This window comes from Neorhizobium sp. USDA 3394 (assembly GCF_056280385.1).
This window is the reverse complement of sequence record NZ_JBWCDU010000001.1, coordinates 1,012,416-1,035,127: the sequence shown is the minus strand read 5'-3', so window position 1 is coordinate 1,035,127 and position 22,712 is coordinate 1,012,416. Positions and strand designations below refer to the sequence as shown.

Annotated in this window: 29 protein-coding genes; 16 read left to right on the top strand and 13 right to left on the bottom strand. The window is 62.0% G+C overall.

The window, feature by feature from the left end; translation table 11 throughout:
• Positions 1-55 precede the first annotated feature (55 nt).
• From pth to prmB, 3 genes are all read left to right on the top strand, one after another.
• Complete coding sequence (gene pth / locus ACZ9EJ_RS04855) at positions 56-784, top strand: aminoacyl-tRNA hydrolase (protein WP_046639299.1); 729 nt, start codon at positions 56-58, stop codon at positions 782-784.
• The gene (locus ACZ9EJ_RS04850; RefSeq protein WP_046639009.1) at positions 784-1,239 is read left to right on the top strand and encodes a GNAT family N-acetyltransferase; all 456 of its coding nucleotides are present in this window, start codon (positions 784-786) and stop codon (positions 1,237-1,239) included. The genes pth and ACZ9EJ_RS04850 overlap by 1 nt, the downstream gene beginning before the upstream one ends.
• 85 nt (positions 1,240-1,324) lie before the next feature.
• Positions 1,325-2,269, top strand: a complete 945-nt coding sequence (gene prmB / locus ACZ9EJ_RS04845) for a 50S ribosomal protein L3 N(5)-glutamine methyltransferase (protein ID WP_046631125.1) — start codon at positions 1,325-1,327, stop codon at positions 2,267-2,269.
• Position 2,270: 1 nt separating this feature from the next.
• Here prmB and clpS read toward each other — a convergent pair whose 3' ends face one another.
• The 3 genes from clpS to ACZ9EJ_RS04830 all read right to left on the bottom strand — a co-directional run bounded on the left by clpS (position 2,271) and on the right by ACZ9EJ_RS04830 (position 3,331).
• A complete protein-coding gene (clpS, locus tag ACZ9EJ_RS04840; RefSeq protein ID WP_046631127.1) occupies positions 2,271-2,579 on the bottom strand; it encodes an ATP-dependent Clp protease adapter ClpS in 309 nt (102 codons plus the stop codon).
• A 96-nt stretch (positions 2,580-2,675) separates the two neighbouring features.
• Positions 2,676-3,077 (bottom strand): type II toxin-antitoxin system VapC family toxin, encoded by a 402-nt coding sequence (locus tag ACZ9EJ_RS04835; protein ID WP_255743009.1) that lies wholly within the window; start codon positions 3,075-3,077, stop codon positions 2,676-2,678.
• Positions 3,074-3,331: an AbrB/MazE/SpoVT family DNA-binding domain-containing protein gene (locus ACZ9EJ_RS04830; protein WP_046639008.1), complete on the bottom strand. Its 258-nt coding sequence runs from the start codon at positions 3,329-3,331 to the stop codon at positions 3,074-3,076. The genes ACZ9EJ_RS04835 and ACZ9EJ_RS04830 overlap by 4 nt, the downstream gene beginning before the upstream one ends.
• Positions 3,332-3,468: 137 nt before the next feature.
• Here ACZ9EJ_RS04830 and ychF point away from each other — a divergent pair, with 137 nt between their 5' ends.
• From ychF to ACZ9EJ_RS04815, 3 genes are read left to right on the top strand one after another with little or no spacing between them, the layout of a single operon-like run.
• Positions 3,469-4,572, top strand: a complete 1,104-nt coding sequence (gene ychF, locus ACZ9EJ_RS04825; protein WP_046639007.1) for a redox-regulated ATPase YchF — start codon at positions 3,469-3,471, stop codon at positions 4,570-4,572.
• A gap of 21 nt (positions 4,573-4,593) precedes the next feature.
• A complete protein-coding gene (locus ACZ9EJ_RS04820; protein WP_046639006.1) occupies positions 4,594-5,064 on the top strand; it encodes a MaoC family dehydratase in 471 nt (156 codons plus the stop codon).
• Positions 5,061-5,528, top strand: a complete 468-nt coding sequence (locus ACZ9EJ_RS04815) for a MaoC family dehydratase (protein WP_046639005.1) — start codon at positions 5,061-5,063, stop codon at positions 5,526-5,528. Before ACZ9EJ_RS04820 ends, ACZ9EJ_RS04815 begins: the two co-directional genes overlap by 4 nt.
• 49 nt (positions 5,529-5,577) lie before the next feature.
• On the opposite strand, the gene ACZ9EJ_RS04810 is transcribed toward ACZ9EJ_RS04815, so the two are convergent.
• From ACZ9EJ_RS04810 to petA, 4 genes are all read right to left on the bottom strand, one after another.
• On the bottom strand, positions 5,578-6,117 hold the full coding sequence (locus tag ACZ9EJ_RS04810; protein ID WP_046639004.1) for an adenine phosphoribosyltransferase: 540 nt from the start codon (positions 6,115-6,117) through the stop codon (positions 5,578-5,580).
• 112 nt (positions 6,118-6,229) lie between these two features.
• On the bottom strand, positions 6,230-7,105 hold the full coding sequence (locus ACZ9EJ_RS04805; RefSeq protein ID WP_037076337.1) for a cytochrome c1: 876 nt from the start codon (positions 7,103-7,105) through the stop codon (positions 6,230-6,232).
• 27 nt (positions 7,106-7,132) lie between these two features.
• The gene (locus ACZ9EJ_RS04800) at positions 7,133-8,404 is read right to left on the bottom strand and encodes a cytochrome b (RefSeq protein ID WP_046631139.1); all 1,272 of its coding nucleotides are present in this window, start codon (positions 8,402-8,404) and stop codon (positions 7,133-7,135) included.
• A 13-nt stretch (positions 8,405-8,417) separates the two neighbouring features.
• Complete coding sequence (petA, locus tag ACZ9EJ_RS04795; RefSeq protein WP_046631141.1) at positions 8,418-8,996, bottom strand: ubiquinol-cytochrome c reductase iron-sulfur subunit; 579 nt, start codon at positions 8,994-8,996, stop codon at positions 8,418-8,420.
• A 391-nt stretch (positions 8,997-9,387) separates the two neighbouring features.
• Between petA and ACZ9EJ_RS04790 the strand changes: the two genes are divergently transcribed.
• Positions 9,388-10,326: an endonuclease/exonuclease/phosphatase family protein gene (locus ACZ9EJ_RS04790; RefSeq protein ID WP_046639297.1), complete on the top strand. Its 939-nt coding sequence runs from the start codon at positions 9,388-9,390 to the stop codon at positions 10,324-10,326.
• Between the two features lie 7 nt (positions 10,327-10,333).
• Here the strand turns inward: ACZ9EJ_RS04790 and ACZ9EJ_RS04785 are convergent, their stop codons facing one another.
• The gene (locus ACZ9EJ_RS04785; RefSeq protein WP_251089921.1) at positions 10,334-12,196 is read right to left on the bottom strand and encodes an ABC transporter ATP-binding protein; all 1,863 of its coding nucleotides are present in this window, start codon (positions 12,194-12,196) and stop codon (positions 10,334-10,336) included.
• Positions 12,197-12,349: 153 nt separating this feature from the next.
• Between ACZ9EJ_RS04785 and ACZ9EJ_RS04780 the strand changes: the two genes are divergently transcribed.
• Entirely contained in the window at positions 12,350-12,610 is a 261-nt protein-coding gene (locus tag ACZ9EJ_RS04780) for a CopG family ribbon-helix-helix protein (RefSeq protein WP_046639003.1), read from the top strand.
• On the top strand, positions 12,610-12,885 hold the full coding sequence (locus ACZ9EJ_RS04775) for a type II toxin-antitoxin system RelE/ParE family toxin (RefSeq protein ID WP_080955647.1): 276 nt from the start codon (positions 12,610-12,612) through the stop codon (positions 12,883-12,885). The genes ACZ9EJ_RS04780 and ACZ9EJ_RS04775 overlap by 1 nt, the downstream gene beginning before the upstream one ends.
• A gap of 59 nt (positions 12,886-12,944) precedes the next feature.
• Here ACZ9EJ_RS04775 and ACZ9EJ_RS04770 read toward each other — a convergent pair whose 3' ends face one another.
• Entirely contained in the window at positions 12,945-14,801 is a 1,857-nt protein-coding gene (locus ACZ9EJ_RS04770) for an ABC transporter ATP-binding protein (protein WP_046639001.1), read from the bottom strand.
• Positions 14,802-15,181: 380 nt separating this feature from the next.
• Here ACZ9EJ_RS04770 and ACZ9EJ_RS04765 point away from each other — a divergent pair, with 380 nt between their 5' ends.
• From ACZ9EJ_RS04765 to ACZ9EJ_RS04755, 3 genes are all read left to right on the top strand, one after another.
• Complete coding sequence (locus ACZ9EJ_RS04765) at positions 15,182-15,661, top strand: tRNA (cytidine(34)-2'-O)-methyltransferase (protein WP_046639000.1); 480 nt, start codon at positions 15,182-15,184, stop codon at positions 15,659-15,661.
• Positions 15,662-15,732: 71 nt separating this feature from the next.
• On the top strand, positions 15,733-16,212 hold the full coding sequence (soxR, locus tag ACZ9EJ_RS04760) for a redox-sensitive transcriptional activator SoxR (protein ID WP_046639296.1): 480 nt from the start codon (positions 15,733-15,735) through the stop codon (positions 16,210-16,212).
• 155 nt (positions 16,213-16,367) lie between these two features.
• A complete protein-coding gene (locus ACZ9EJ_RS04755) occupies positions 16,368-16,796 on the top strand; it encodes a hypothetical protein (RefSeq protein WP_046639295.1) in 429 nt (142 codons plus the stop codon).
• A gap of 9 nt (positions 16,797-16,805) precedes the next feature.
• Here the strand turns inward: ACZ9EJ_RS04755 and ACZ9EJ_RS04750 are convergent, their stop codons facing one another.
• Positions 16,806-17,063: a hypothetical protein gene (locus ACZ9EJ_RS04750; protein WP_037076370.1), complete on the bottom strand. Its 258-nt coding sequence runs from the start codon at positions 17,061-17,063 to the stop codon at positions 16,806-16,808.
• 176 nt (positions 17,064-17,239) lie between these two features.
• On the opposite strand from ACZ9EJ_RS04750, the gene hemF reads away from it, so the two are divergent.
• The 3 genes from hemF to ACZ9EJ_RS04735 all read left to right on the top strand — a co-directional run bounded on the left by hemF (position 17,240) and on the right by ACZ9EJ_RS04735 (position 18,841).
• Positions 17,240-18,154, top strand: a complete 915-nt coding sequence (gene hemF, locus ACZ9EJ_RS04745) for an oxygen-dependent coproporphyrinogen oxidase (RefSeq protein ID WP_046638999.1) — start codon at positions 17,240-17,242, stop codon at positions 18,152-18,154.
• Positions 18,155-18,280: 126 nt separating this feature from the next.
• Entirely contained in the window at positions 18,281-18,547 is a 267-nt protein-coding gene (locus ACZ9EJ_RS04740) for a hypothetical protein (protein ID WP_046638998.1), read from the top strand.
• A 102-nt stretch (positions 18,548-18,649) separates the two neighbouring features.
• Positions 18,650-18,841 carry a DUF1059 domain-containing protein gene (locus tag ACZ9EJ_RS04735; protein WP_037076377.1) on the top strand — a complete coding sequence of 64 codons (192 nt, stop codon included), beginning with the start codon at positions 18,650-18,652 and terminating at the stop codon, positions 18,839-18,841.
• Between the two features lie 92 nt (positions 18,842-18,933).
• Here the strand turns inward: ACZ9EJ_RS04735 and ACZ9EJ_RS04730 are convergent, their stop codons facing one another.
• Genes ACZ9EJ_RS04730 through ACZ9EJ_RS04720 form a run of 3 tightly spaced genes read right to left on the bottom strand, consistent with a single transcriptional unit; the run spans position 18,934 to position 21,448 of the window.
• Positions 18,934-20,196 (bottom strand): CCA tRNA nucleotidyltransferase, encoded by a 1,263-nt coding sequence (locus tag ACZ9EJ_RS04730; protein ID WP_046638997.1) that lies wholly within the window; start codon positions 20,194-20,196, stop codon positions 18,934-18,936.
• Complete coding sequence (locus tag ACZ9EJ_RS04725) at positions 20,193-20,828, bottom strand: CoA pyrophosphatase (protein WP_046631162.1); 636 nt, start codon at positions 20,826-20,828, stop codon at positions 20,193-20,195. The genes ACZ9EJ_RS04730 and ACZ9EJ_RS04725 overlap by 4 nt, the downstream gene beginning before the upstream one ends.
• A complete protein-coding gene (locus tag ACZ9EJ_RS04720) occupies positions 20,825-21,448 on the bottom strand; it encodes a DUF1285 domain-containing protein (RefSeq protein ID WP_046638996.1) in 624 nt (207 codons plus the stop codon). The genes ACZ9EJ_RS04725 and ACZ9EJ_RS04720 overlap by 4 nt, the downstream gene beginning before the upstream one ends.
• A 235-nt stretch (positions 21,449-21,683) precedes the next feature.
• Here ACZ9EJ_RS04720 and ACZ9EJ_RS04715 point away from each other — a divergent pair, with 235 nt between their 5' ends.
• Positions 21,684-22,697 (top strand): AAA family ATPase, encoded by a 1,014-nt coding sequence (locus tag ACZ9EJ_RS04715; protein WP_046639294.1) that lies wholly within the window; start codon positions 21,684-21,686, stop codon positions 22,695-22,697.
• Positions 22,698-22,712 lie beyond the last annotated feature (15 nt).

Genomic DNA, 22,712 nt, shown 5'->3' with positions numbered 1-22,712 from the left:
GACTTTGGCGGCGTTTCGCGGTGGTGAGAGCCAGCAGTCAAGGATGGATGTCTCCATGCTCATCATCGCCGGCCTCGGCAATCCCGGTTCCCAATATGCGGGCAACCGCCACAATATCGGCTTCATGGCGGTGGACGCGATCCAGCGCCGGCCCGGCTTTTCGCCCTGGTCGAAGAAGTTCAAGGCGCTGATCTCGGAAGGCGAGCTCGCCGGCGAAAAAGTGCTGCTGATCAAGCCGCAAACCTTCATGAACCTCTCCGGCGAAGCGGTCGGCGAGGCCATGCGTTTTTACAAGCTCGGCCCGGAAAACCTCATCGCCATCTACGACGAACTCGATCTGCCTGCAGCCAAGGCCCGCATCAAGACCGGCGGCGGCCATGGCGGCCATAACGGCGTGAAATCGCTCGACGCCCATTGCGGCCGGGAATACCGAAGGCTTCGCCTCGGCATCGGCCATCCGGGATCGAAGGAGCTTGTCCACAACCACGTGCTCGGCGATTTCGCCAAGGTCGACCAGACCTGGCTCTCCCCTCTCCTCGACGCGCTCGCCGACAATGCCGAGATGCTGGTGAAGGGAGAGGACTCGCAGCTGATGAACAAGCTGGCGCTCGCCGTCGGCGGCAAGCCTGACGAGGAGAAACCGAAGCCGGAAAAGAAGCCCGTCTCCAAGCCGGCCGGCCAGTCGCATATCCACCAGGCCCGAGGCGGCGGAAAGCCGAACCTTCCAACATCGGGTCCGATGGCCGAGATGCTGAAGAAGATGTTCGGCGGCAAGGGCGAATAGTGTCGACGCCCGCTGCAGACTTCACGATCCGCCCGGCCCGCGACGGCGATCTTGCCGACCTGATCGAACTCTATCACCACCTGAACCATGATCCGGACCCGGAGCCGGCACTGGCCCAGGAGCGTTTTGCCGCCATTCTCGCCCAGCCGGGCATGACGGTGTTGATCGGCTTCGCAGACGGGCGCGCGGCAGCCACGGTCACTCTGATCGTCGTGCCGAACCTCACCCGCAAGGGCGCGCCCTATGCGCTGGTCGAAAACGTCGTCACCCACGCGGACCACCGCAAGCGCGGTTATGCCGGTGCCCTCATCCGCAGGGCCATCGACCAGGCCTGGAATGACGGCTGCTACAAGGTGATGCTGCTGACCGGCTCCACGGACCCGGCAACACTGCGTTTCTACGAAGGCTGCGGGTTTCTTCAAAACAAGACCGGCTTCCAGATGCGCCGCGCTTAGACAGCCCGGTATCGCTCCGGTCAAAGGGGTGGCGCGCCGCTTTCGGAGCAGCTATGGGAGGCCGATCGAACAACGGAAGCGCGACATGAACCAGGCCCCGAACATGGATGACATCACCGGCGAACTCGTCACCCTTCGCGACTACTGGCGTTATGCCATCTCCCGGTTCAGCGCCGCAAACCTCAGCTACGGCCACGGCACCACGACGGCAAGCGACGACGCCGCTTTCCTGATCCTCGACTCGCTCGACCTGCCGATCGACGTGCTCGATCCGTTTCTCGACGCACGCCTGCTGCCGGCCGAGCGCCGCCTGCTGGCCGAGCGGATCGACGCCCGCGTCACTACCCGCAAGCCGACGTCCTACCTGACCGGCCACGCCTATATCCAGGGCGTCCGTTTCCTCGTCGACGAACGCGTCATCGTGCCCCGCTCCCATATCGGCGAGATCCTGTTCAGCGAATATCTCGGCGAAAGCGGCTCCACCTTCCTGCCGGATCCGCTGAGTGTCGAGAGCGCCGTCGATATCTGCACCGGATCGGGATGCCTTGCCATCCTCGCCGCCAAGTTCTTCCCGAACGCCGCGGTCGATGCGGTCGATCTTTCGTCCGACGCACTGGAGGTGGCAAAGCTCAACGTCGCCGAGCACGGTGTGGAAGACCAGCTGGCACTTCATCAAGGCGATCTCTTCGCGCCGCTCGGCAAGCGGAAATACGATTTGATCATCACCAATCCGCCCTATGTCGACCACGAGGCGATGGACGGCTTTCCGGAAGAGTTCCGTTCCGAACCGGCCATGGCCTTCGACGGCGGCGTGGACGGGCTCGATATCGTCCGCCGTCTTCTGGCGGAGGCGCCGGCGCATCTGAACCCGGAAGGCGGCATGATCTGCGAGATCGGCTCGGGCCGCGAAATCCTGGAGGAGGAATTCCCCGACCTCGATTTCCTCTGGCTGGAAACCGCCGAATCCCAGGACGCGGTCTTCTGGATCAGCGCCGAGGCGCTCGGCGTGAAGGCCGGAAAGAAGAGGTAATCTATTCTTCCGGCTCGGTGATGAACATCAGCGGGAAACCCGCCTCCTTGGCAAGGTCCACCGCTTCCTTCGCCTTGGTCTCGGCAATGTCCTTGGTACAGACCACGACGACAGCCAGCCCCATCCGGTGCGCGGTCAGCATCACCCGGTAGCCGGTCTCCTCGCTCATCCGGAACACGGCCTTCAGCACCATGGTCACGAATTCACGCGGCGTATAGTCGTCATTGACCAGCAGCACCTTGTAGAGCTTCGGCCGCTCCAGCTTGGTCTTGGTTTTCGTCTTCGGTTTTACGGTGGTATTTTCGGCCATCGGCCTCTCCTGACGATGCAATCCTATCGGGAGAACATGCCGGCTATATCGCACCGCAACCGAGGGATTTCAAGCAACCGGGTGGTGAACGGCGGATCAATCGGCGTCGAGTAACATGCATTCGCGGCCCTTCGCACGCACGATAGAGGCGGCCCGCTTGTCGAAGGTCGCAAACGTGTCGCCGCCGAGCTTACGTCCCTCGAATTCGATGACTCCATCGGCGAAGTCGCCGCCGGCTTCCAGGAATGTCAGGCCGGCTTCCACCGCAGCGCGATCAAGCGCGACGGTCTTGACACTCATCCAGGTCTGGATTGCCGCGACGAGGTCGCTCTGGCTTCTTTTGTAGAGCCGACGAAGAACCCATACCATTTCACACAGGGTCTGATTCGAAATGGTCACCTCGTTCGAGGCCAATAGAGCCTGGGCTTTCGGGCTTTCGACTTCATGATCGAAGATCATTGCCCTCAAGAGGATATTGGTATCGACGATCAGGCTCATTGCTCCGCCTCACCTGCATAGCTTGCTGCAATCGCCTCGTTGATCTCATCGATCGAATAGCTTTTGCCTGTCGTATTCTTGAACATTCCAAAGACACTCTCGATCGGCAGTTTGCCGGAAATCGGGTGGATCATAGCCTGCCGCTGCGGCTGGAGATCAACATCGATCTCGTCGCCGGGCTTGATGCCAAGGTGATCAAGAACTTCCTTTTTCAGGGTAACCTGTCCTTTCGCGGTGACTTTCAATCTAACCATCGCCATTCTCCATTGATTTAAAGTAAGGCAAATATGCCTTACGCGCAAGGATCACCTGACAGCAGAGCCTTGACCGCTCCGGCACTTTCCCCCATAGCCACAGCAACGAAATTTCTTCAGATACAGGGTCCGGACCCATGGGTTTCAAATGCGGTATCGTGGGCCTGCCGAATGTCGGCAAGTCCACTCTCTTCAATGCGCTCACCAAGACGGCTGCCGCCCAGGCGGCCAACTATCCTTTCTGCACGATCGAGCCGAACACCGGCGAAGTGGCCGTGCCCGATCCGCGCATGCAGAAGCTGGCGGCGATCGCCGGCTCCAAGGAAATCATCCCGACCCGCATTTCCTTCGTGGATATCGCCGGCCTCGTGCGCGGCGCATCGAAGGGTGAAGGCCTCGGCAACAAGTTCCTCGCCAATATCCGCGAAGTGGACGCAGTGGTGCACGTTCTGCGCTGCTTCGAGGATGACGACATCACCCATGTCGAGGGACGCATCAACCCGGTCGGCGACGCAGACACGATCGAGACCGAGCTGATGCTCGCCGACCTCGAAAGCCTGGAGCGCCGCGTCGAGCAGACCCGCAAGCGCGCCGCCAGCAAGGACAAGGATTCCGTGGCGCAGCTGCCGGTCATGGATGCGGTTATCAAGCTCCTGAACGACGGCAAGCCGGCACGCCTGCTTTTGAAGACGCTGGCGCCCGAAGAGATCGAGATCCTCAAGGGCCTCAACCTTCTGACTTCACACCCGGTCCTCTATGTCTGCAACGTCGCGGAAGCCGATGCCTCGACCGGCAACGAGCACACTGAGGCCGTTGCCGCCATGGCCAGGGAACAGGGCGCCGAATGCGTGATCATCTCGGCCGCGATCGAGTCCGAAGTGGCCCAGCTTCCGGAAGAGGAAGCGAAGGAATTCCTGTCGGCCCTCGGGCTTGAGGAAGCCGGCCTCGACCGGCTGATCCGCGCCGGTTACCACCTGCTCGATCTGATCACCTATTTCACCGTCGGCCCGAAGGAAACCCGCGCCTGGACGATCGTGCGGGGCACCAAGGCACCCCAAGCTGCCGGCGTCATCCATACGGATTTCGAGCGCGGCTTCATCCGCGCCTTCACCATCGCCTATGACGACTACATCACCTTCAAGGGCGAAGTCGGCGCCAAGGAAGCCGGCAAGGGCCGCGACGAAGGCAAGGAATATGTCGTCCAGGACGGCGACGTGATCCACTTCCGCTTCAACACCTGAGACCGTGGGCGGGAGGGCCACATGACGGAAGCCGCATATTATTTCGAGGATTTTTCGATCGGGCGGGTTTTCCCGCTCGCATCCAAATCGGTGACGGCAGCCGAGATGGTCGAATTCGCCGCGGAGTTCGACCCGCAGCCCATGCATCTCGACGAGGCGGCCGGCAAGGCGAGCATCCTTGGCGGACTGTCGGCGTCAGGCTGGCATACGGCGAGCATGTTCATGCGCATGATGTTCGACGGCTGGCTGTCCAGCAGCTCGTCGGAGGGATCGCCGGGCATCGAGTTCATGGAATGGAAAAGGCCGGTTCTGGCCGGCGATACGCTGTCCGGCCGCTCGACCGTACTCGAATCCCGCACGCTTCGCTCCCGCCCGGGCATCGGCATCGTCAAGTTCCTGCACGAGGTGGAGAACCAGCGCGGCGAGATCGTCATGCGCGGCGAGAACCCGATCATGATGCGGCTGCGAGACGCCCGGGAGGACGCTGCATGAGGCTGATCGAGCTTTCCCCACCCGGCCAGAAGATCATCACCGGAACGCTTCTCTTCACCGCCGAGGACATCGTCCGCTACGCGAAGAAATTCGACCCCCAGCCCTTCCATGTGGATGCCGAAGCGGCGAAGAGCTACGTTTTCGGCGCTCTCTGCGCCTCCGGCTGGCACACCTGCGCCGGCTGGATGAAGACCTATATCGCCTATTGGAAAACCGAGGTGGCGCGGCTCGAAAGCGAGGGCATCACAGCCCCGAAGCTCGGGCCTTCGGCCGGCTTCAGGAAGCTGCAATGGCTGAAACCGGTCTATGCCGGCGACAGCGTCACCTATTCCGTCACGCTGACCGAGAGCCGCTCGCTTGCCTCGCGTCCCGGCACCTGGATCAACATGACCGTCTGTGACGGCGTGAACCAGCATGGCGAGGTGGTGATGCGCTACGAAGGCACCGTGCTGGAATTCGCTTGAAGCTTCCCGTGCGAGCTCCCTCGCCCGACCCGCCTTCGTGGCCGGGACCTCAGTGACCTGAAAATTCGACCAGCGTTCTGACTTCCACGCCGAGCGCTTCGAGCTTCCTGCGGCCGCCGAGATCCGGCAGGTCGATGACGAAGCAGGCGGAGACGATCTCGGCGCCAAGCTGACGCAGCAGCTTCACCGCACCTTCCGCGGTGCCGCCGGTCGCAATCAGGTCGTCGGTGAGGATCACCTTCTCGCCGGCCTTTACCGCGTCCACATGGATCTCCATCTCGTCGGTGCCGTATTCGAGGCTGTAGGCCATCCGCGCGGTCTGGTGCGGCAGCTTGCCCTTCTTGCGGATCGGCACGAAGCCGGCCCTCAGCTGGTGCGCCAGCGCACCGCCGAGGATGAAGCCACGCGCCTCGATGCCGGCGATCTTGTCGACGCCAAGGCCCGCATAAGGTGCCACCAGCTCATCCACCGCCCGGCCGAAGGCAACGGCGTCGCCGAGCAGCGTGGTGATGTCCCGGAAGACGATGCCCGGTTTCGGATAATCCGGGATCGAACGGATGGCGGCGGAGAGAGCGTTCTTGGAAGACATGTGACCCACATATTTGGCGGCAGGAAAGAGGCCGAGCCTAGCAACTGATGGCTCTCCTCCCAACAAAAAAGGCGACCCGCAGGCCGCCTTTTCGCAATCACGAGGTAAAACCTCAGTGTTCCTTGCTGGCGTAGACCGACTTCTTGGTGAGGTAGATCAGGCCGGTGAAGATCACCAGGAAGATCATCACCATGAAACCGGTGCGCTTGCGATCTTCGAGGTGCGGCTCGGCAGCCCACATCAGGAAGGCCGAGACGTCCTTGGCATACTGATCGACCGTCTGCGGCGCGCCGTCGTCATAGGTCACCTGGTCGGCGCTGAGCGGAGGAGCCATGGCGAGCGCCGCGGCGCTGGCGAAATACGGATTGTAGTGGGTGCCCGGAGCAACCTCGACGCCGGCCGGCGGCTGCTCGTAGCCGGTCAGAAGCGAATGGATGTAATCCGGTCCGCCTTCCTGGTACTGGGTGAAAATGTCGATGACGAACTGCGGGAAGCCGCGCGTCACGCCGCGGGCCTTGGCGATCAGCGACATGTCCGGCGGTGCTGCGCCGTTGTTGGCGGCAGCGGCAGCCTGGGTGTTCGGGAAGGGCGAAGGGAAGTGGTCGGACGGAACGGCCGTGCGTTCGAACATCTCGCCGTCGTCGTTCGGGCCGTCCTGAACCTTGTAGTTGGCCGCGAACGCCTTCACCTGGGCTTCCGAGTAACCGAGGTCTTCCAGGGTGCGGAAGGAGACCAGACGCATCGAGTGGCAGGCGGAACAGACTTCCGTATAGACCTTCAGGCCGCGCTGGAGCTGGCCCTTGTCATAATGGCCGAACGGGCCTGCAAAGCTCCAGTCGGTTTCCTTCGGATGGTGGATCGGAAAATGCGGCGTTTCCGCATGTTCCGCGGCCGGGGCCGCAGCGTGATTTTCCTGCGCCACGGCCGAGGCAACGCCCATTCCCGCCAGAAAGGCCAGCGAGACGAGGCTTGTAACAAGCTTGTTCATAATTCTAATCCCTCTCGGTCGCAGGCGTCAGGCGCGGGCTTCGGCGGATTTGCCGTTCTTTTTCTCAAGAACCGCTTCCGTGATGGAGTTCGGAATGCGCCTCGGCGTTTCGAACAGGCCGAGAAGCGGCATGATCACCAGGAAGAAGCCGAAGTAGTACAGCGTGCCGATCTGCGACAGCGCCGTGAAGATGCCTTCCGCAGGCTGGGAACCGAGCCAGCCGAGCATGATCGCATTGGCGACGAACAGCCAGAAGAACAGCTTGTACCAGGGACGATAGACGGCGGAGCGGACCTTCGACGTGTCGAGCCAGGGCAGGAAGAACAGGATGATGATCGAACCGAACATCACCAGAACGCCGCCAAGCTTGGAGTCGATGAAGAGGACGTTGAACGTGATCGCGCGCAGCATTGCGTAGAACGGCAGGTAATACCATTCCGGAACGATGTGAGCTGGGGTCTTCAGGGCGTCGGCCGGGATGTAGTTGTCCGGGTGGCCGAGGTAGTTCGGCATGTAGAAGATGAACCAGGCATAGACGATCAGGAAGACGGAGACGCCGAGCGCATCCTTCATCGTCGCATAGGGCGTGAAGGGCACAGTGTCGGTCTTGGTCTTCACTTCGACGCCGGTCGGGTTGGTCTGGCCGGTGACGTGCAGGGCCCAGATGTGCAGGATGACGACGCCTGCGATCATGAAGGGCAGCAGGTAGTGCAGCGAGAAGAAGCGGTTCAGCGTCGGCTGGTCGACGGCAAAGCCGCCGAGCAGGAACTGCTGGATCCATTCGCCGACCAGCGGGAAGGCCGAGAAGAAGCCGGTGATGACGGTCGCGCCCCAGAAGGACATCTGACCCCAGGGCAGAACGTAGCCCATGAAGCCGGTCGCCATCATCAGGAGGTAGATGACCACGCCGAGGATCCAGAGAATTTCGCGGGGTGCCTTGTAGGAGCCGTAATAGAGGCCACGGGCGATATGCAGGTAGACGGCGACAAAGAAGAACGAGGCGCCGTTGGCATGCATGTAGCGCAGCAGCCAGCCATGGTTCACGTCGCGCATGATCTTTTCGACCGAGTCGAAGGCGATGCCGGTCGAAGCGGTATAATGCATGGCGAGCACCACACCGGTGATGATCTGCACGATCAGCATCACCGACAGCATGGCGCCGAACGTGTAGGCATAGTTCAGATTGCGGGGAACGGGGTAGGAAATGAAGCTGTCATGGATCATGCGCGGCAGCGGAAGCCGCGAATCGATCCACTTTTCGATGCCGGTCGATGGCTGGTATGTGGAATGACCGCTCATAAATATTATCCCCTCACCCGATCCTGATCACTGTGTCGGACGCAAATGCAAAAGTCGGAATGGCGAGGTTCTGCGGCGCCGGGCCCTTACGGATACGGCCCGCCGTATCGTAGTGAGAGCCATGGCACGGACAGAACCATCCGCCGAAATCGCCGGACTGGCCGAGCGGAACGCAGCCGAGATGGGTGCAGGAACCGATCATCACGATCCAGTTCTCCTTGCCCTGGCCGGCGGAACGATCGAGATCGCTTGCCTGTGCGTCGGCCGGCAGGTTGGCGTTGCGGGCGACCGGATCCTTGAGATCCGCCAGCGCCACGGCATTCGCCTCTTCCACTTCCTTCGGCGTGCGGTTGCGAATGAAGACCGGCTTGCCGCGCCACTTGACGGTCAGCGACATGCCCGGCTGGAGGGCGCCGACATTCACTTCGATGGACGCGAGCGCCAGCGTCGAGGCGTCCGGGCGCATCTGATCGATGAAGGGCCAGGCAACCGATACAGCGCCGACAGCGCCGGCCATGCCGGTGGTCAGATAAAGGAAATCACGGCGAGTGGGCTCGCCCAGTGTTTCGCTATGTGTGTCGTGCTCGCTCACGGCTCAATCATCCTTCTCACGCAATTTGCGGAAACCGCCCTGCCCCCGTCCCGGCGAATCTCGGTTGAACACAATTCGACCATAGATTCCCCGGCAATCCGGCGCGTTCTATGCTTGATCGCAAAATATGTCCAGTCTTGGCAAGGGGTGCCGCCCAGTTTGTCGCCGGAAAACCCGGAGGGTTCCGGAGCAGCGTGACAGGCAGAGCACAGGCCTGCGAAACAGGGCCTACACCGGCCTGTCCGGCCAGGGAGATCTGGCGTTCTTCAAGCAAAACGGCGGGGATGGCGCGCTTCCCGTTAACTGCCTCGCCGGGCACCGCATTGCAACAAATCGGGCCTCATGTTAGGCCAAGCCCACGACAGAAGGCGGCCGTCCCGGACATACCCGAATGAGACAAACACTATCGGTTGCCATCTGCGTCATCGTGTCGCTTGTACTGATGGCGATCGGGACGCGTTACATACACCCGCACTGGATCTTGGGTACGCTTTACAGCCTGCAGCTGCACGCGACACTCGGCTGCGTGGCCGCCATAGCCGCAGCACTTCTGGTCAGGCGCCACTTCCTGGTCTGGCTGCTGTTCGCCGCCTCGCTTCTCTTTGTCGGCCATGCGGTGCTGATGAGCCGCGAGTTCGCCGCGCCGCCGACCGCGGCGGATGCCGGTGCGCCGACAATCAAGCTGATGTCCTTCAACATCCTCAACGACAATTTCGCCAACGCGGAAGACATCGTCGAAACGATCCGGTCGTCCGGCGCCGACCTGGTCAACGTCATGGAAGCCGCCCCGCTCAGGGTCTATATGGACGAGCTGGCGAAAACCTATCCCTACCGGGTGGGCTGCGGCCTGCTGATCGAGAATTGCGACCAGCTCATGCTGTCGAAGGTGCCGATCGAAGCGCCGACGGTACAGTCGCTCAGCGAGATCTTTCCGGATCGCTTTATCCTCGCCAAGGTGACCGTCCGCGGCCAAACGATCAATTTCGTCGGCATGCATACGACCAAGCCTTATTTCGACAATTTCCACTCCATGGAGCTGACCCGCGCAGCTCTCGCAATCAGCGAGACGAGCGGTCCACTGCTGCTGTCGGGCGATTTCAACGCGTCGAGCCTGGCGCCGAACATGCGCCGGTTCCTCCGCAATGCGGACCTGACGACTGCCGGCTTCGAGCCCGCCACCTGGCCGATCCGGGCGGGGGCGTTCGGCGTGCCGATCGACCATGTCTATGCGCGGGCACCGCTCAAGATAAAGTCGCTGACCCGCATTCCCCAAGCGCACGGCTCGAACCACTTCGGGCTGATCGCCGAGATCGCCGTTACCGGTCAGTGAGCCGGCGCTATTGGGCGGCGTCCGCGGCGAGGAAGCCGCCGGACTGCCTTGCCCAGAGCTCCGAATAGAGCCCTCCCCGCGCAATCAGTTCGTTATGCGTGCCGTCCTCGATGATCCGGCCCTTGTCCATGACGATCAGGCGGTCCAGAGCCGCAATGGTCGAGAGCCGGTGGGCGATGGCGAGCACGGTCTTGCCCTGCATCAGCCGTTCCAGGTTCGACTGGATCGCCGCTTCCACCTCCGAGTCGAGTGCCGAGGTGGCCTCGTCGAGCACCAGGATCGGCGCATCCTTGATCATGACGCGTGCGATCGCCACGCGTTGGCGCTGCCCGCCCGAAAGCTTGACGCCGCGCTCGCCCACATGCGCATCGAAACCCTTGCGGCCGCGCTGGTCTTCGAGAGCCGCGATGAACGTGTCGGCTTCAGCCTTGCGCGCCGCCTCGACGAGCTGCGCCTCCGTCGCATCCGGCCGGCCGAACAGGATATTGTCGCGGATCGACCGGTGCAGCAGCGAAGTATCCTGCGTCACCATGCCGATCTGGGCGCGCAGCGATTCCTGCGTCGCCCTGGCGATATCCTGCCCGTCGATCAGGATACGGCCGCCTTCGAGATCGTAGAACCGCAGGAGCAGGTTGACGAGGGTCGACTTGCCGGCGCCGGAACGCCCGACGATGCCAAGCTTCTCTCCCGGCCGGATGGTGAGCGACAGATTGTCGATGACGCCCTTCGCCTTTCCGTAATGAAAACTGACGTTCTCGAAGCGGATTTCCGGGCGCTTCACCACCAGCTGGGTGGCATCAGGCGCATCCACCAGCCCGATCGGCTGCGAGATCAGTTCGGCCGAATTCTGGATCGTGCCGATATTGCGCATGATGCCGTTGAGCTGCGTCATCAGTCGGCCGAGCAGGAAATTGAGCCGCAGCATCAGCGCCATGGTGAAGGCGACGGCACCGGACGAGATCAGGCCGGAGAGCCACAAATGCACGCTCATCGCGGCCATGGTGACGATCATCGTGCCGGAAAGGAAAGCCATGGAGGCGCGCACGCTGGTCAGCAGCCGGGTGAACGCGATGATCGTGTCCTGGAAGCTCTCGAAACCGGAGAGCATGTAGCGGTCGTTCGCCTCGTCGCGGCCGAACAGCCGAAGCGTCTGGATGTTCGAATAGGCGTCCACCATGCGGCCGCTGATCATCGAGCCGGCCTCGGCCGAGGCCTTGGAGTGTTCGCGAATACGCGGCACGTAATACCTGGCGAGCACCGCAAAGATCGAAAGCCATGCGACGACGACCACGGCCAGCCGCCAGTCGAGCCCGGCGACCAGCGCGATGGTCGAAACGGAATAAATGCCGACGAACCAGACGCTTTCCATGAAGGAGGTCAGAACGTCGCCGGTCGCCTGGCCGGCCGACCAGACTTTCGTGACGATACGGCCGGAGAAATCGTTCTGGAAGAAGGAGAGCGACTGGCGTGACACGTGGATGTAGGATTGCCAGCGCACCAGGTTGTAGAAACCGGGCGTGATGATCTGCTGGTCGACCAGCGCCGTCATCAACCCGATCAGGAAGCGGCCGATGCCGACCACCAGCGCCATGACGACCAGTTCGGTCCCGTGGTTGGCAAGCAGTCCCGACCATCCGTCCGAGGGTTGGGTCGTGTCGAGAATATCGACAAGCCGGCCGACATACCAGAACATCGCCGCCTCGACACCGGCGGCAAGCCCGCCGAGCACAAGCATCGCGAAAAAGGGAAGCTTTGCCTGGCGGACATAGAACCAGATGAAGCCAATGAGACCCACGGGCGGCTTCAGGTCGTCCCGCCTCGCAAACGGCTTGATAAAGCTCTCGAAGGTGCGGAAGACCGATTTCAGCATGGACCGGATATAGGCGGATTCTGATCGTGGGCAAAGCAAAAGCGGCCGGGCGTCGGCTTACATTTTCTTAATGTAAAACCCCAGCCATATGGGCTTTCGTGCCGGTTGGACATAATCATGATCAATCACTATGATTGACCAAAAGGAGTTCCCATGGAAACCCGTGTTCTGACTGCACATGTGCCGGTTCAGCTGGCCGAGAAAGTGGACGAACTGGCAAACCGCCTCGAACGCTCGAGAGGATGGGTGGTCAAGCAGGCACTCGCGAACTGGGTCGAACTTGAAGAGGAACGGCGGCGGCTGACATTGGAAGCAATGGCGGACGTGGATGAGGGAAATCTGGTCGATCAGGAAAAGGTCGAAAGATGGGTTTCCAGCCTGGGAACTGACAAGCCTCTGCCCCGTCCCGTCTGATGGATTTGAAGTGGTCGTCAAAGGCGGTATCCGACCTCGACCGCCTTCATGATTTTCTGGCTGCGGTGAATGCACCTGCGGCGCGCACGGTTCAAAACCTGGCTGCAGCACCCAAGAAATTCATCCAGCATCCGCGGCTTGGTGAAAGGCTGGATGAGTTTGCACCGCGTGAAATTCGACGCCTTTTGATCGGTGATTACGAGTTGCGATACGAGATACAGGGCGAGACGATTTTTCTTCTTCGTATCTGGCACACCCGCGAAAACCGAATCTGAATTCCGCGAAAGCATCCCTTAGAATATTCACCTTGGAGCGAGAAATGGACGGCGACGGATTACTCCGCCGCCGCCTCTTCGATCACATCCTCATGGCCGATGAAGCCACCCGACTGGCGGTTCCACAGGTCGGCATAGATACCGCCGGTCGCGACCAGTTCGCGGTGCGTGCCGGCCTCGACGATCCGGCCGCGATCGAGCACGATCAGCCGGTCCATTTCGGTCAGCGTCGACAGCCGGTGGGCGATCGCGATCACCGTCTTGCCCTCCATCAGCGCGAACAGGTTCTCCTGGATCGCCGCCTCGACTTCCGAGTCGAGCGCCGACGTCGCCTCGTCGAGCACCAGGATCGGCGCGTCCTTCAGGAAGACCCGGGCAATCGCGATGCGCTGCCGCTGCCCGCCGGAAAGCTTCACGCCGCGTTCGCCCACATGCGCATCGAGCCCTTTTCGTCCCTGCATGTCGGCAAGTCCGTCGATGAACTCCCAGGCGTTTGCCCGCTTGGCCGCTTCGATGATGTCCGCGTCGGTCGCATCCGGCTTGCCGTAGGCGATGTTGTCGCGGATCGAGCGGTGCAGCAGCGAGGTATCCTGGGTGACCACGCCGATCAGCGAACGCAGGCTGTCCTGGGTCACGGTCGATATGTCCTGGCCATCGATGGTGATGCGGCCGCCTTCCAGATCGTAGAAGCGCAACAGCAGGTTCATCAGCGTCGTCTTGCCGGCGCCGGAACGGCCGACCAGACCGACCTTCTGGCCGGCGGGGATATCGAGCGTCATGCCCTCGATGACGCCCTTGCCCTTGCCATAGTGGAAGTGGACGTTGTCGTAGCGGATATGGCCCTTTTTCGCGGTGAGCGTCGAAGCGCCCTTCTGGTCCACCACGTCATGCGCCTTGGTCATCATCGACATGCCGTCATAGACGGTGCCGATGTTTTCGAAGAGCGCCGAGACTTCCCACATCACCCATTGCGACATGCCGTTGATGCGCATCGCAAGACCGATGGCGATGGCAATCGCCCCGATCGAGATGGCACCGTCCAGCCAGAACCAGATCGACAACGCGCCGACGGTAAACAGCGCCGCACAGTTGTAGAAGTAGACCAGAGCCTGGAAACCCGTCACCTTGCGCATCTGCGCATGGACTGTTTTCAGGAATACGTCCATCGCGTCTTGCGCATAGGCCTCTTCCCTTCCCGCATGCGAGAAGAGCTTGACGGTCGCGATGTTCGTATAGCTGTCAACGACGCGACCGGTCATCATTGAGCGCGCATCCGCCTGTTCCGCCGAAATCTTCCTCAGACGCGGCACGTAATAGGCGACCGTGATCGAGTAGAAGACGATCCAGAGAACGAGCGGTACCGCAAGGCGCAGGTCGGCGGCCGCGACGATCGCGATCATCGAGACGAAGTAGGTGAAGACATAGACGAATACGTCGAGCACCTTCATCACCGTTTCGCGGATGGCGAGCGAGGTCTGCATCACCTTGGTCGAAACACGGCCGGCAAACTCGTTGGCGAAGAACGTCATCGAGTGCCTGAGCAGGAAGCGGTGCATCTGCCAGCGGGCGATCATCGGGAAATTGCCCATCAGGATCTGATGCATGATCAGCGAATTGAGGGTCGCGATCGCCGGCAATCCGATCAGCACCACGAAGGCCATGAAGAACAGTTTAGGCCCTTCGCTTTCAAGGAAGGTCGCCCGATCGGCATTGGTCAGCCAGTCGACGATATCGCCGAGGAACTGGAACAACGCCACTTCGCCGATCGCGATCAGCATCGTACAGGTCGACATGATGACGACCCACGGCCAGACCGGCTTGGTATAGTGCCAAAGGAAGGCCGCAAGGCCGGCGGGCGGTAGTGAGGGCGCTTCGTCCGGATAGGGATCAACGCGCCGTTCGAACCACGAGAACATGAAAAAAGCTCCGTAAGTCGGATGCCGCACCGCTTCAGCGCGCAAGGCGGCCGGAATCGGACGACGTAAACCTGGATAGCGAGACCGGATGTCGGCCACGTAACGAGTCAGACGAGGAAAAGTTTGCGAGAAACCGCGAAACGCCTAGGCCAGAAAGCGAGTAATCCGGCAGCGGAGGCGCGAAAGCACGGTCATATCCATGTGGGCCTCCTTGAGTGGGCGTTGAGTTGCGCGTTTCTTGTAGCTTCTCGGGCATCGATTGAAAAGGGCAAATCGTTGCAGCTCGCCACCCAGGGCTTTTCTGTTGCCCGATCGTCACAGCCATGCGCGCGCATCGAAAGGGCTTGAGCCCCGGCCTCGGTTTCCCGTAAGGACGGGGCATGAGTGACATCTCCTGCGGGCTCCGCATCGCCCTTTACCAGCCGGATATTCCCGGCAATACCGGCACGATCCTCCGGCTCGCCGCGTGTCTCGGCCTGTCGGTCGATATCATCGAGCCGGCCGGCTTCGACATTTCCGACCGGAACCTGAAGCGCTCCGGCATGGACTATCTCGACAGCGTCACGCTCACCCGCCACGTCAACTGGCAGCGCTTCGACGAATGGCGCAAGGCGACCGGCCGGCGCGTCGTGCTTGCCTCCACCAAGGCCGCCCTGCCCTATACCCGCTTCGAATTCCAGCCGGACGATATCCTGCTCTTCGGCCGCGAAAGCGCCGGCGTGCCTGACCATGTCCATGAGGCGGCCGATGCCCGCATCCTCATCCCCATGGTCGAAGGCCAGCGGTCCATCAACGTCGCCATGTCGGCGGCCATGATCGCCGGCGAGGCGCTGCGGCAGAACGATTTCCGTCTTCATTGAGCCGGGCTCCGGTTCTCTTTCTCGGAGCCTCTGCTATAAAACCTCAAGCAATATTGAGGTCAACAGCGATGATGAAGAAAAATCCGGGCGGGCGGCTGGAGCTTGAACTGACGGTCGGGGAAGTCGCGACACGCAGCGGCGTGGCGGTGTCTACCCTGCATTTCTACGAGACCAAGGGACTGATCCAGAGCCGCCGCAACCGCGGCAACCAGCGCCGGTATCCCCGCGTGGTGCTGCGCCGGGTCGCGGTCATCAAGGTTGCGCAGAAGACCGGCATACCGCTTGCCGACATCGCCGAGGCGCTTTCTGTTCTGCCGCACGACCGGCCGCTGACGGCAAAGGACTGGCAGCGCCTTTCGGAAACCTGGAAACGCCAGCTCGACGCACGCATCGCCAGCCTCACGGCGCTGCGCGACCACCTGACCGGCTGCATCGGCTGCGGCTGCCTGTCGATGGAGGACTGCCCGCTCAGGAACCCGCTCGACATGCTCGGCGAAAAGGGTGCGGGGCCGATCTTGCTGGAAGCGGAAGAGCAGGTGGATGCGGATTGATTGCACGGATAGGCTCAATCCCATCTCCCGCCTGTTTAGCATCTTTCGAAAAACACATGCCAAACCGATCGAAGCCCATGGGCCAAATATCGGGGATCGCATATGTTTCCGCAGTCGAGCTTCGTTCTTCCCAGCCCAAGCCCTCAAGGATCGAGATGCGCAATCTGTTTTGCTACCCGATGACTGTTGCCGCCATGACCCTGATGACCTCGCCGGTTCACGCCCAGGAGGCCGAGCACTACGTCGCGGTCAGCAAGACGGCGATGAGCGTGACCGGGGACATCTGGCTGGACGACTTCGGCATCACCTTCGAGAATGAGGAAACGCTCGAATTCTCCGACCTCGTCGCCGATAATTTCCGAGTGGACGGCAGGCGGGTGCCGGGATCGGTCTATCGCGTCGCGGAACCGGCCGATCCGGAACTCGAAAACGGCAACCAGCTCTGCGGATCGGGCGACGTGACCTATGTCGCGAACTGGGCGTCGGGCAAGGGCATGTCGGCGATCGCCGTGTTTACGGGCAGAAATCCGCCGAAGAGCAGCGACGAGATGTGCGCTCTCTACACCTATGAGGATCCGCAGTGACGGATCGGGTCAATCCGCCGTCGGCAACCTGCGCATGGTGAATTCGATCTGGTCGCCTTCGAGCTGGCGCCAGCTTTCCACTTCGGTCCAGTAGGCTGCCTTCGGAAATTCGTGAAACCATTCGCGCGCCTTTTCGCGCGCTTCTTCCCGCGAGAGCTGGAAGGTCTGGCGCACGAACATGCCCTGGCGCTCGCCGGCTTTTTCCTGCCGGTGGCGATCGATCCTGCGTTTCAGCCCGTCGAGCGGCGGGGGTGTGAACTTTGCCATGAAAGCCTCTGATCAGCACCTGATTATGCGGTAAAGATAATGCCGGGCGACGCGCTTTGCGAGTCTCATTTTCCACCTGCGACAACCGATGGAATGGCTCGCGAAAGCCAGAAATGCTAATCCCCGATCGGAAAAATGCGAATCGCGCCAAGGGGATGGCGAGAGGAAATAGAGACATGGAACGGCCGGTACTGCCCAAGGGACTGCCTGAGGACATCGAAGACAAGAAGGCGACGGCGCGCGCCTGGTTCGAGAGCCTGCGCGACACGATCTGCGCCTCGCTCGAAGGCCTCGAGGACGAGTTGACCGGCCCCCTCTCCGATCAGGAGCCCGGCCGCTTCAAACCCAAGGACTGGCTACGCGAAGGCGGGGCCGGCGGTGGCGGCCGGATGTCGATGATGGAAGGCCGCGTCTTCGAGAAGGTCGGCGTCCACACCTCGACCGTCCATGGCGAGTTTTCAGCCGATTTCCGCAGCCAGATGCCGGGTGCGGAGGAAGACCCGCGTTTCTGGGCGTCGGGCATCTCGCTGATCGCCCACCCGGTCAACCCCAACGTGCCGACCGTCCACATGAACACCCGCATGGTGGTGACGTCGAGCCAGTGGTTCGGCGGCGGCGCCGACCTCACTCCGGTGCTCGACCGACGCCGCACCCAGACGGATCCCGACAGCACGCTCTTCCACCGGGTCATGGAAATCACCTGCAAGCGCCACGAGGCGGTCGCCGACTACGACCGCTACAAGGCCTGGTGCGACGACTATTTCTTCCTGAAGCACCGCAATGAAGCGCGCGGCATCGGCGGCATTTTCTTCGACTGGCTGCATCCGGTCGAGGAAAAGGGCGGCTGGGATGCGGACTTCGCCTTCGTCCAGGATGTCGGCCGCGCCTTCAACCTCGTCTATCCGAAGATCGTCCGGGCCAATTTCAACAGGCCCTGGACGGAATATGATCGCGACGAACAACTGATCCGCCGCGGCCGCTATGTCGAGTTCAACCTGCTCTACGACCGGGGCACGATTTTCGGTTTGAAGACGGGCGGCAACGTCGAGTCCATCCTGTCATCACTGCCTCCGGTTGTAAGGTGGCCTTAGATCTGAATCACGAAATTAACGATTTTGGGTATAAACCGCCCCCAATATCTCGCCCTTAACAAATGCGATATCGGAATCGATGCGATGATGATAGCGTCCCCTTGGTTGTACCGGAGGAGGATCGCCATGATGGCACCGAATAGCATGCCAATGCTCGATGCGTCTGAGGACAAGGACGCCCGTTCCCTTGATACTGCTGACATCATCGACCGCCTCGCGACGGAAATGCGCGCGAGAACCGGCGGTGAGCTCCCCCATTCCTTTTATGTGGACCAGGTAAGGCGTCAGCTTGCCGGCAAGTCGGTTGCCATGTCGGCCGCCAATGACGAGACGGCGCGCGACAAGGGTCAGGAACAGGCTTCCGTTTTCCACGCCTGGGCGCTTTCCGAATAAGCATCGGGAACGGTCCTTGCAGTTTCCGAGTTATCGGGGTTGGCGCCGGCGGATATGAGGAGATATCCGCCGCTCCAGTCCAACGTTAACAGGAGAAATGTCATGCGACTGTTCGAATGCGGGACGCTCGTGCCCGGCTGCCAGTGGCATACCCGTGCCGATGAGGACGCCGAAGTGGTCCGCCGCGCCGTGGAGCATCTGCGCACGGTGCACGGAGAAGAGATTATTCGCGAAAACATGGTCGAGAACATCAAGGCGCGCATCCGCGACGAAAACGGGGCGGCCGCGGCCTGACACCATGGGCGCCGGCAGGGCACCGGCCATTCCGCCCCAGAGAGCGCGTCGCCTCACATCGAAGCGATGTAAGGGCAGGAAGCTGCCTGTCATCAGAGTGAACTTCGGATCATATCCTCCAGCCGGGCGGTCAGCGCCGCCCGGTCGGGGGTGAAGTTGCGCTCCACCCAGAAGTCTTCCAGTTCCTTAAGAATTTCCCCCACCCGCTTTCCGGCGGGCACGCCGGCTGCGACGATATCGGCACCACTGAGCGGAAAGACCGGCTTCTCGTAGTTCTCCGCCTTCTTCAGCAATACCGACAGCCGCGCGGATTTGCGCATCGCCGCCGGATCGCCTTCGGCCGCGGTTCGCGCAGAGGCAAGCGCGAGTTTCAGCCGCATGACCAGCCCCTCGGCCCCTTGCCGGTAGAGCAGCCGGTCAAAACCGACATCCGTCACCTCGTCCGGTGGCACCGGGGCATTCGCCCAGGTAGCGAGTTGCGCGGCCTCCGCATTCGACATCTTGAGCCGCTTCGCGAGTGCATCCAGCCGCTCGGCATCCGGCGGCACGATCGCCGCCAGCCGCAATATCGGATCGGGCGTCCAGCCGAGCGACTTCTCGGCCGCCACGAGGCCGTGAATGCCGTCGATACCCCACTTTTCGGTCTCGGGCAGGATTTCGGTGAGCACGCCCGCCTGCCGCATCCACAGCAGCGCGCGGGAAGGATCGGCGGCGGACAGCAGCTTCTTGGTTTCCGCCCAGACCCGCTCGGCCGACAGCGTCGAAAGCTTGTCCTTGGCGCGGGCGCAGGCCCTCAAGCCATCCGCATCCGGCCGGCCGGAACCGTAATGCGCAAAGAAGCGGAAGAAGCGCAGGATGCGCAGGTAGTCCTCGGCGATCCGTTCAGCCGCTTCGCCGATGAAGCGGACAGTGCGCGTCTCGATATCCGGCAGCCCGTTCACGAGGTCGATCACATTGCCTTCAGCGTCGGCATAAAGCGCGTTGATCGTCAGGTCCCGCCGTTCGGCGTCAGCCTGCCAGTCGGTGCCGAAGGCAACCTTGGCACGCCGCCCGTCCGTCTCGACATCGCGCCTGAGCGTCGTTACCTCGAAACCGTGGCCGTCGATGACAAGCGTCACCGTGCCGTGCTCGATTCCCGTCGGCACGGCCCTGATACCGCCCGCAACCGCGCGCTCGACCACCTTTTCCGGACGAAGCGTGGTGGCGACGTCGACATCGGCGACGGGAAGCCCCATCAGCGCATTGCGCACTGCGCCGCCCGCCACCCGCGCCTCGCCGCCGTCGGCATTGAGCAGGGTCAGGATGCGCTGCAGCGCCGGGTCCCGGAACCAGGCCTCGTCGGCTACACAGGTCATGCATAAAGCCTTTCATAGAGCGTACGCAGAATGCCCGCCGTGATGCCCCAGATGTTTCGTTCCTGGTAGGGCATCACGTAGAAATGCCGCTCCTTGCCGTCCCATTCGCGGCTTCCGCGCTGGTGGTTCGCTTCGTTCATCAGGAAGGACAGCGGCACCTCGAAGACATCATCCACCTCGGCCGGATTGGGCGTGATCTCGAAGCCGCGCCTGACCACGGAGAGCACCGGCGTTATGCGAAAACCTGTCGCCGCATAGTAGGTCGGCAGGCGCGACAGCGTTTCGACGAAGGATGGGTCGAGGCCGATCTCTTCTTCCGCCTCGCGCAAGGCCGCCTGTTCCGGCGACCGATCCTGCGGATCGATCCCGCCGCCCGGAAAGGCGATCTGCCCCGAATGCTTGCGCATCGTCGACGTCCGCTGCGTCAGGATCACCTTCGCCTCGTCGCCATCGTCGACGACGGGCACCAGCACCGCCGCGTCCTTCAGCTTCAGCCCCGCGGCGAAATCCACCAGCGTCGGGTTGAGCAGATGATCGCCGTGATCGCGCCAGGCATGGTCGATCGGCCCGCCATTCTGGTTCAGCGCCCGGCGGCGAAAATCGCCGGCCGAAAAAAGGGGAAAGTCACTCATTGCGATAAGGCGTCCAATTCGGCCTTGGGCATCACGGGAAAGACCTCCGTTCCGGAGCAGACGGAGAACATCGGCACCCCGTCTATCACGATCGCCTCGCCCAGTTCCACGAGATCGTACATGACCGCGCGGGAAACGAGCGCCTCCAGCCGGCCGCGCACGGTGAGATAGGGTTTCAGCTCGCGGTTCTCGCCCGCGATTTCGAAGCGCAGGGGATGTTCCGCACCTGCCTCGACCACATCACCGACATTTGTCCTGAACGTTAGCACCTGCCGGCCTTCACGCTGCGTGACCTGCATCTCGACCGCAAGGAAGGGCGCGTCCACCACCCGGATGCCGACTTTTTCCACAGGTGTTACGAGGTAGGTCCTGCCGTCCTCGTCCCTGCGCAGCACCGTTGAAAACAGCCTAACAAGCGGTGCGCGGCCGATGGGCGTGCCCATGTAGAACCAGGTGCCGTCGGCACGGATTTCCATGTCGATATCGCCGCAGAAGGGTGGATTCCACTTGTCGACGGGCGGCAAACCACGCTTTCCGTCGCCGGTTTGCTCGGAAGCACGCGAAATCAGGGCGGCAAGCCCTGCGGCATCGGATGCCGAATTTATCGTTTGCGCCGCCATCTTTCAGTCCCGGTTCGTCCGTAAGCATTCGCCAAAGCAATTGTTCCTCACGAGATAGTCATTCAATACGTGCTTGTCAGCCATGTTTCGGGGAATAAGTTTGATCGGATAAGCCGGATGCTGCGACGCAGCGATTCGACGCCGGGATATGAAGAGCCCGGCCTTGGAAAGCCAATCGGTTTCTGAGTGCCTGCCGGTTCTGGATGCCAGCCAGTTTTCGATGATGGAGAGCGACATGGGCCTGATGAATTCCACCGATACCGTCCTCGATGAAAAAGCCATCATCGCCGCCGCAGAAATGGCCCTTTCCGATATCGCCGCCATTCGCACCGAAGTCGCCAAGGTGATCTTCGGTCAGGAAAAGGTGGTCGAGAACACGCTGCTGGCGGTCCTGTCCGGCGGCCATGCGCTGCTGGTCGGCGTCCCCGGCCTTGCCAAGACCAAGCTCGTCACCACGCTCGGCACCGTGCTCGGTCTCGGCGCCAACCGCATCCAGTTCACCCCCGACCTGATGCCCTCCGACATTCTCGGCTCGGAAGTGATGGATACGGATGATGCCGGCCGCCGCTCCTTCCGCTTCATCAAGGGCCCGGTCTTCGCCCAGCTCCTGATGGCCGACGAAATCAACCGCGCCTCGCCGCGCACCCAGTCGGCACTGCTGCAGTCCATGCAGGAATACCATATCACGGTCGCCGGCCAGCGTTACGATCTGCCCGCCCCCTTCCATGTGCTCGCAACCCAGAACCCGCTGGAGCAGGAAGGCACCTACCCGCTGCCGGAAGCGCAGCTCGACCGCTTCCTGCTGCAGGTCGACGTGCTTTATCCGGAACTCGCCGCCGAGCGGCAGATCCTGCTCGAAACCACCGGCCTTTCGGAATCCAAGTCCCGCGGCGTCATCGACGCGGCCCGTCTCCAGGAAATCCAGGTGCTGATCCGCCAGATGCCGGTCAGCGACAAGGTGGTCGATGCGATCCTGTCGCTGGTTCGCTCCGCCCGCCCCGGCCATGGCAATGCCCATACCGACAAGCACGTTGCCTGGGGTCCCGGTCCGCGCGCCGGCCAGTCGCTGATGCTGACCGCCCGTGCCCGCGCCCTCTACGAAGGCCGCCTGGCCCCATCGCTCGACGACGTCTATGCGCTCGCCGAGCCGGTGCTGGAACACCGAATGGCGCTGACGTTTGCGGCGCGCGCCGAAGGCATGTCGGTCCGCGACGTCATCGCCGGTCTGGTGAAGCAGGCCCGCGGCTAAGTCCGCCGGCTAGAA

What these genes read in the sequence shown, in the direction of transcription:
- ACZ9EJ_RS04740 (WP_046638998.1), top strand. Translation starts at nt 18,281, where the DNA reads ATGATGGCACCGAATAGCATGCCAATGCTCGATGCGTCTGAGGACAAG.
- hemF (WP_046638999.1), top strand. Translation starts at nt 17,240, where the DNA reads ATGGAACGGCCGGTACTGCCCAAGGGACTGCCTGAGGACATCGAAGAC.
- ACZ9EJ_RS04785 (WP_251089921.1), bottom strand. Translation starts at nt 12,196, where the DNA reads ATGCTGAAATCGGTCTTCCGCACCTTCGAGAGCTTTATCAAGCCGTTT.
- ACZ9EJ_RS04775 (WP_080955647.1), top strand. Translation starts at nt 12,610, where the DNA reads ATGGATTTGAAGTGGTCGTCAAAGGCGGTATCCGACCTCGACCGCCTT.
- ACZ9EJ_RS04790 (WP_046639297.1), top strand. Translation starts at nt 9,388, where the DNA reads ATGAGACAAACACTATCGGTTGCCATCTGCGTCATCGTGTCGCTTGTA.
- ACZ9EJ_RS04715 (WP_046639294.1), top strand. Translation starts at nt 21,684, where the DNA reads ATGGGCCTGATGAATTCCACCGATACCGTCCTCGATGAAAAAGCCATC.
- ACZ9EJ_RS04835 (WP_255743009.1), bottom strand. Translation starts at nt 3,077, where the DNA reads ATGAGCCTGATCGTCGATACCAATATCCTCTTGAGGGCAATGATCTTC.
- ACZ9EJ_RS04770 (WP_046639001.1), bottom strand. Translation starts at nt 14,801, where the DNA reads ATGTTCTCGTGGTTCGAACGGCGCGTTGATCCCTATCCGGACGAAGCG.
- ACZ9EJ_RS04780 (WP_046639003.1), top strand. Translation starts at nt 12,350, where the DNA reads ATGGAAACCCGTGTTCTGACTGCACATGTGCCGGTTCAGCTGGCCGAG.
- ACZ9EJ_RS04730 (WP_046638997.1), bottom strand. Translation starts at nt 20,196, where the DNA reads ATGACCTGTGTAGCCGACGAGGCCTGGTTCCGGGACCCGGCGCTGCAG.
- ACZ9EJ_RS04820 (WP_046639006.1), top strand. Translation starts at nt 4,594, where the DNA reads ATGACGGAAGCCGCATATTATTTCGAGGATTTTTCGATCGGGCGGGTT.
- ACZ9EJ_RS04805 (WP_037076337.1), bottom strand. Translation starts at nt 7,105, where the DNA reads ATGAACAAGCTTGTTACAAGCCTCGTCTCGCTGGCCTTTCTGGCGGGA.
- ACZ9EJ_RS04830 (WP_046639008.1), bottom strand. Translation starts at nt 3,331, where the DNA reads ATGGTTAGATTGAAAGTCACCGCGAAAGGACAGGTTACCCTGAAAAAG.
- pth (WP_046639299.1), top strand. Translation starts at nt 56, where the DNA reads ATGCTCATCATCGCCGGCCTCGGCAATCCCGGTTCCCAATATGCGGGC.
- ACZ9EJ_RS04735 (WP_037076377.1), top strand. Translation starts at nt 18,650, where the DNA reads ATGCGACTGTTCGAATGCGGGACGCTCGTGCCCGGCTGCCAGTGGCAT.
- ychF (WP_046639007.1), top strand. Translation starts at nt 3,469, where the DNA reads ATGGGTTTCAAATGCGGTATCGTGGGCCTGCCGAATGTCGGCAAGTCC.
- prmB (WP_046631125.1), top strand. Translation starts at nt 1,325, where the DNA reads ATGAACCAGGCCCCGAACATGGATGACATCACCGGCGAACTCGTCACC.
- soxR (WP_046639296.1), top strand. Translation starts at nt 15,733, where the DNA reads ATGAAGAAAAATCCGGGCGGGCGGCTGGAGCTTGAACTGACGGTCGGG.
- ACZ9EJ_RS04750 (WP_037076370.1), bottom strand. Translation starts at nt 17,063, where the DNA reads ATGGCAAAGTTCACACCCCCGCCGCTCGACGGGCTGAAACGCAGGATC.
- ACZ9EJ_RS04720 (WP_046638996.1), bottom strand. Translation starts at nt 21,448, where the DNA reads ATGGCGGCGCAAACGATAAATTCGGCATCCGATGCCGCAGGGCTTGCC.
- ACZ9EJ_RS04810 (WP_046639004.1), bottom strand. Translation starts at nt 6,117, where the DNA reads ATGTCTTCCAAGAACGCTCTCTCCGCCGCCATCCGTTCGATCCCGGAT.
- ACZ9EJ_RS04765 (WP_046639000.1), top strand. Translation starts at nt 15,182, where the DNA reads ATGAGTGACATCTCCTGCGGGCTCCGCATCGCCCTTTACCAGCCGGAT.
- ACZ9EJ_RS04725 (WP_046631162.1), bottom strand. Translation starts at nt 20,828, where the DNA reads ATGAGTGACTTTCCCCTTTTTTCGGCCGGCGATTTTCGCCGCCGGGCG.
- ACZ9EJ_RS04800 (WP_046631139.1), bottom strand. Translation starts at nt 8,404, where the DNA reads ATGAGCGGTCATTCCACATACCAGCCATCGACCGGCATCGAAAAGTGG.
- clpS (WP_046631127.1), bottom strand. Translation starts at nt 2,579, where the DNA reads ATGGCCGAAAATACCACCGTAAAACCGAAGACGAAAACCAAGACCAAG.
- ACZ9EJ_RS04755 (WP_046639295.1), top strand. Translation starts at nt 16,368, where the DNA reads ATGCGCAATCTGTTTTGCTACCCGATGACTGTTGCCGCCATGACCCTG.
- ACZ9EJ_RS04815 (WP_046639005.1), top strand. Translation starts at nt 5,061, where the DNA reads ATGAGGCTGATCGAGCTTTCCCCACCCGGCCAGAAGATCATCACCGGA.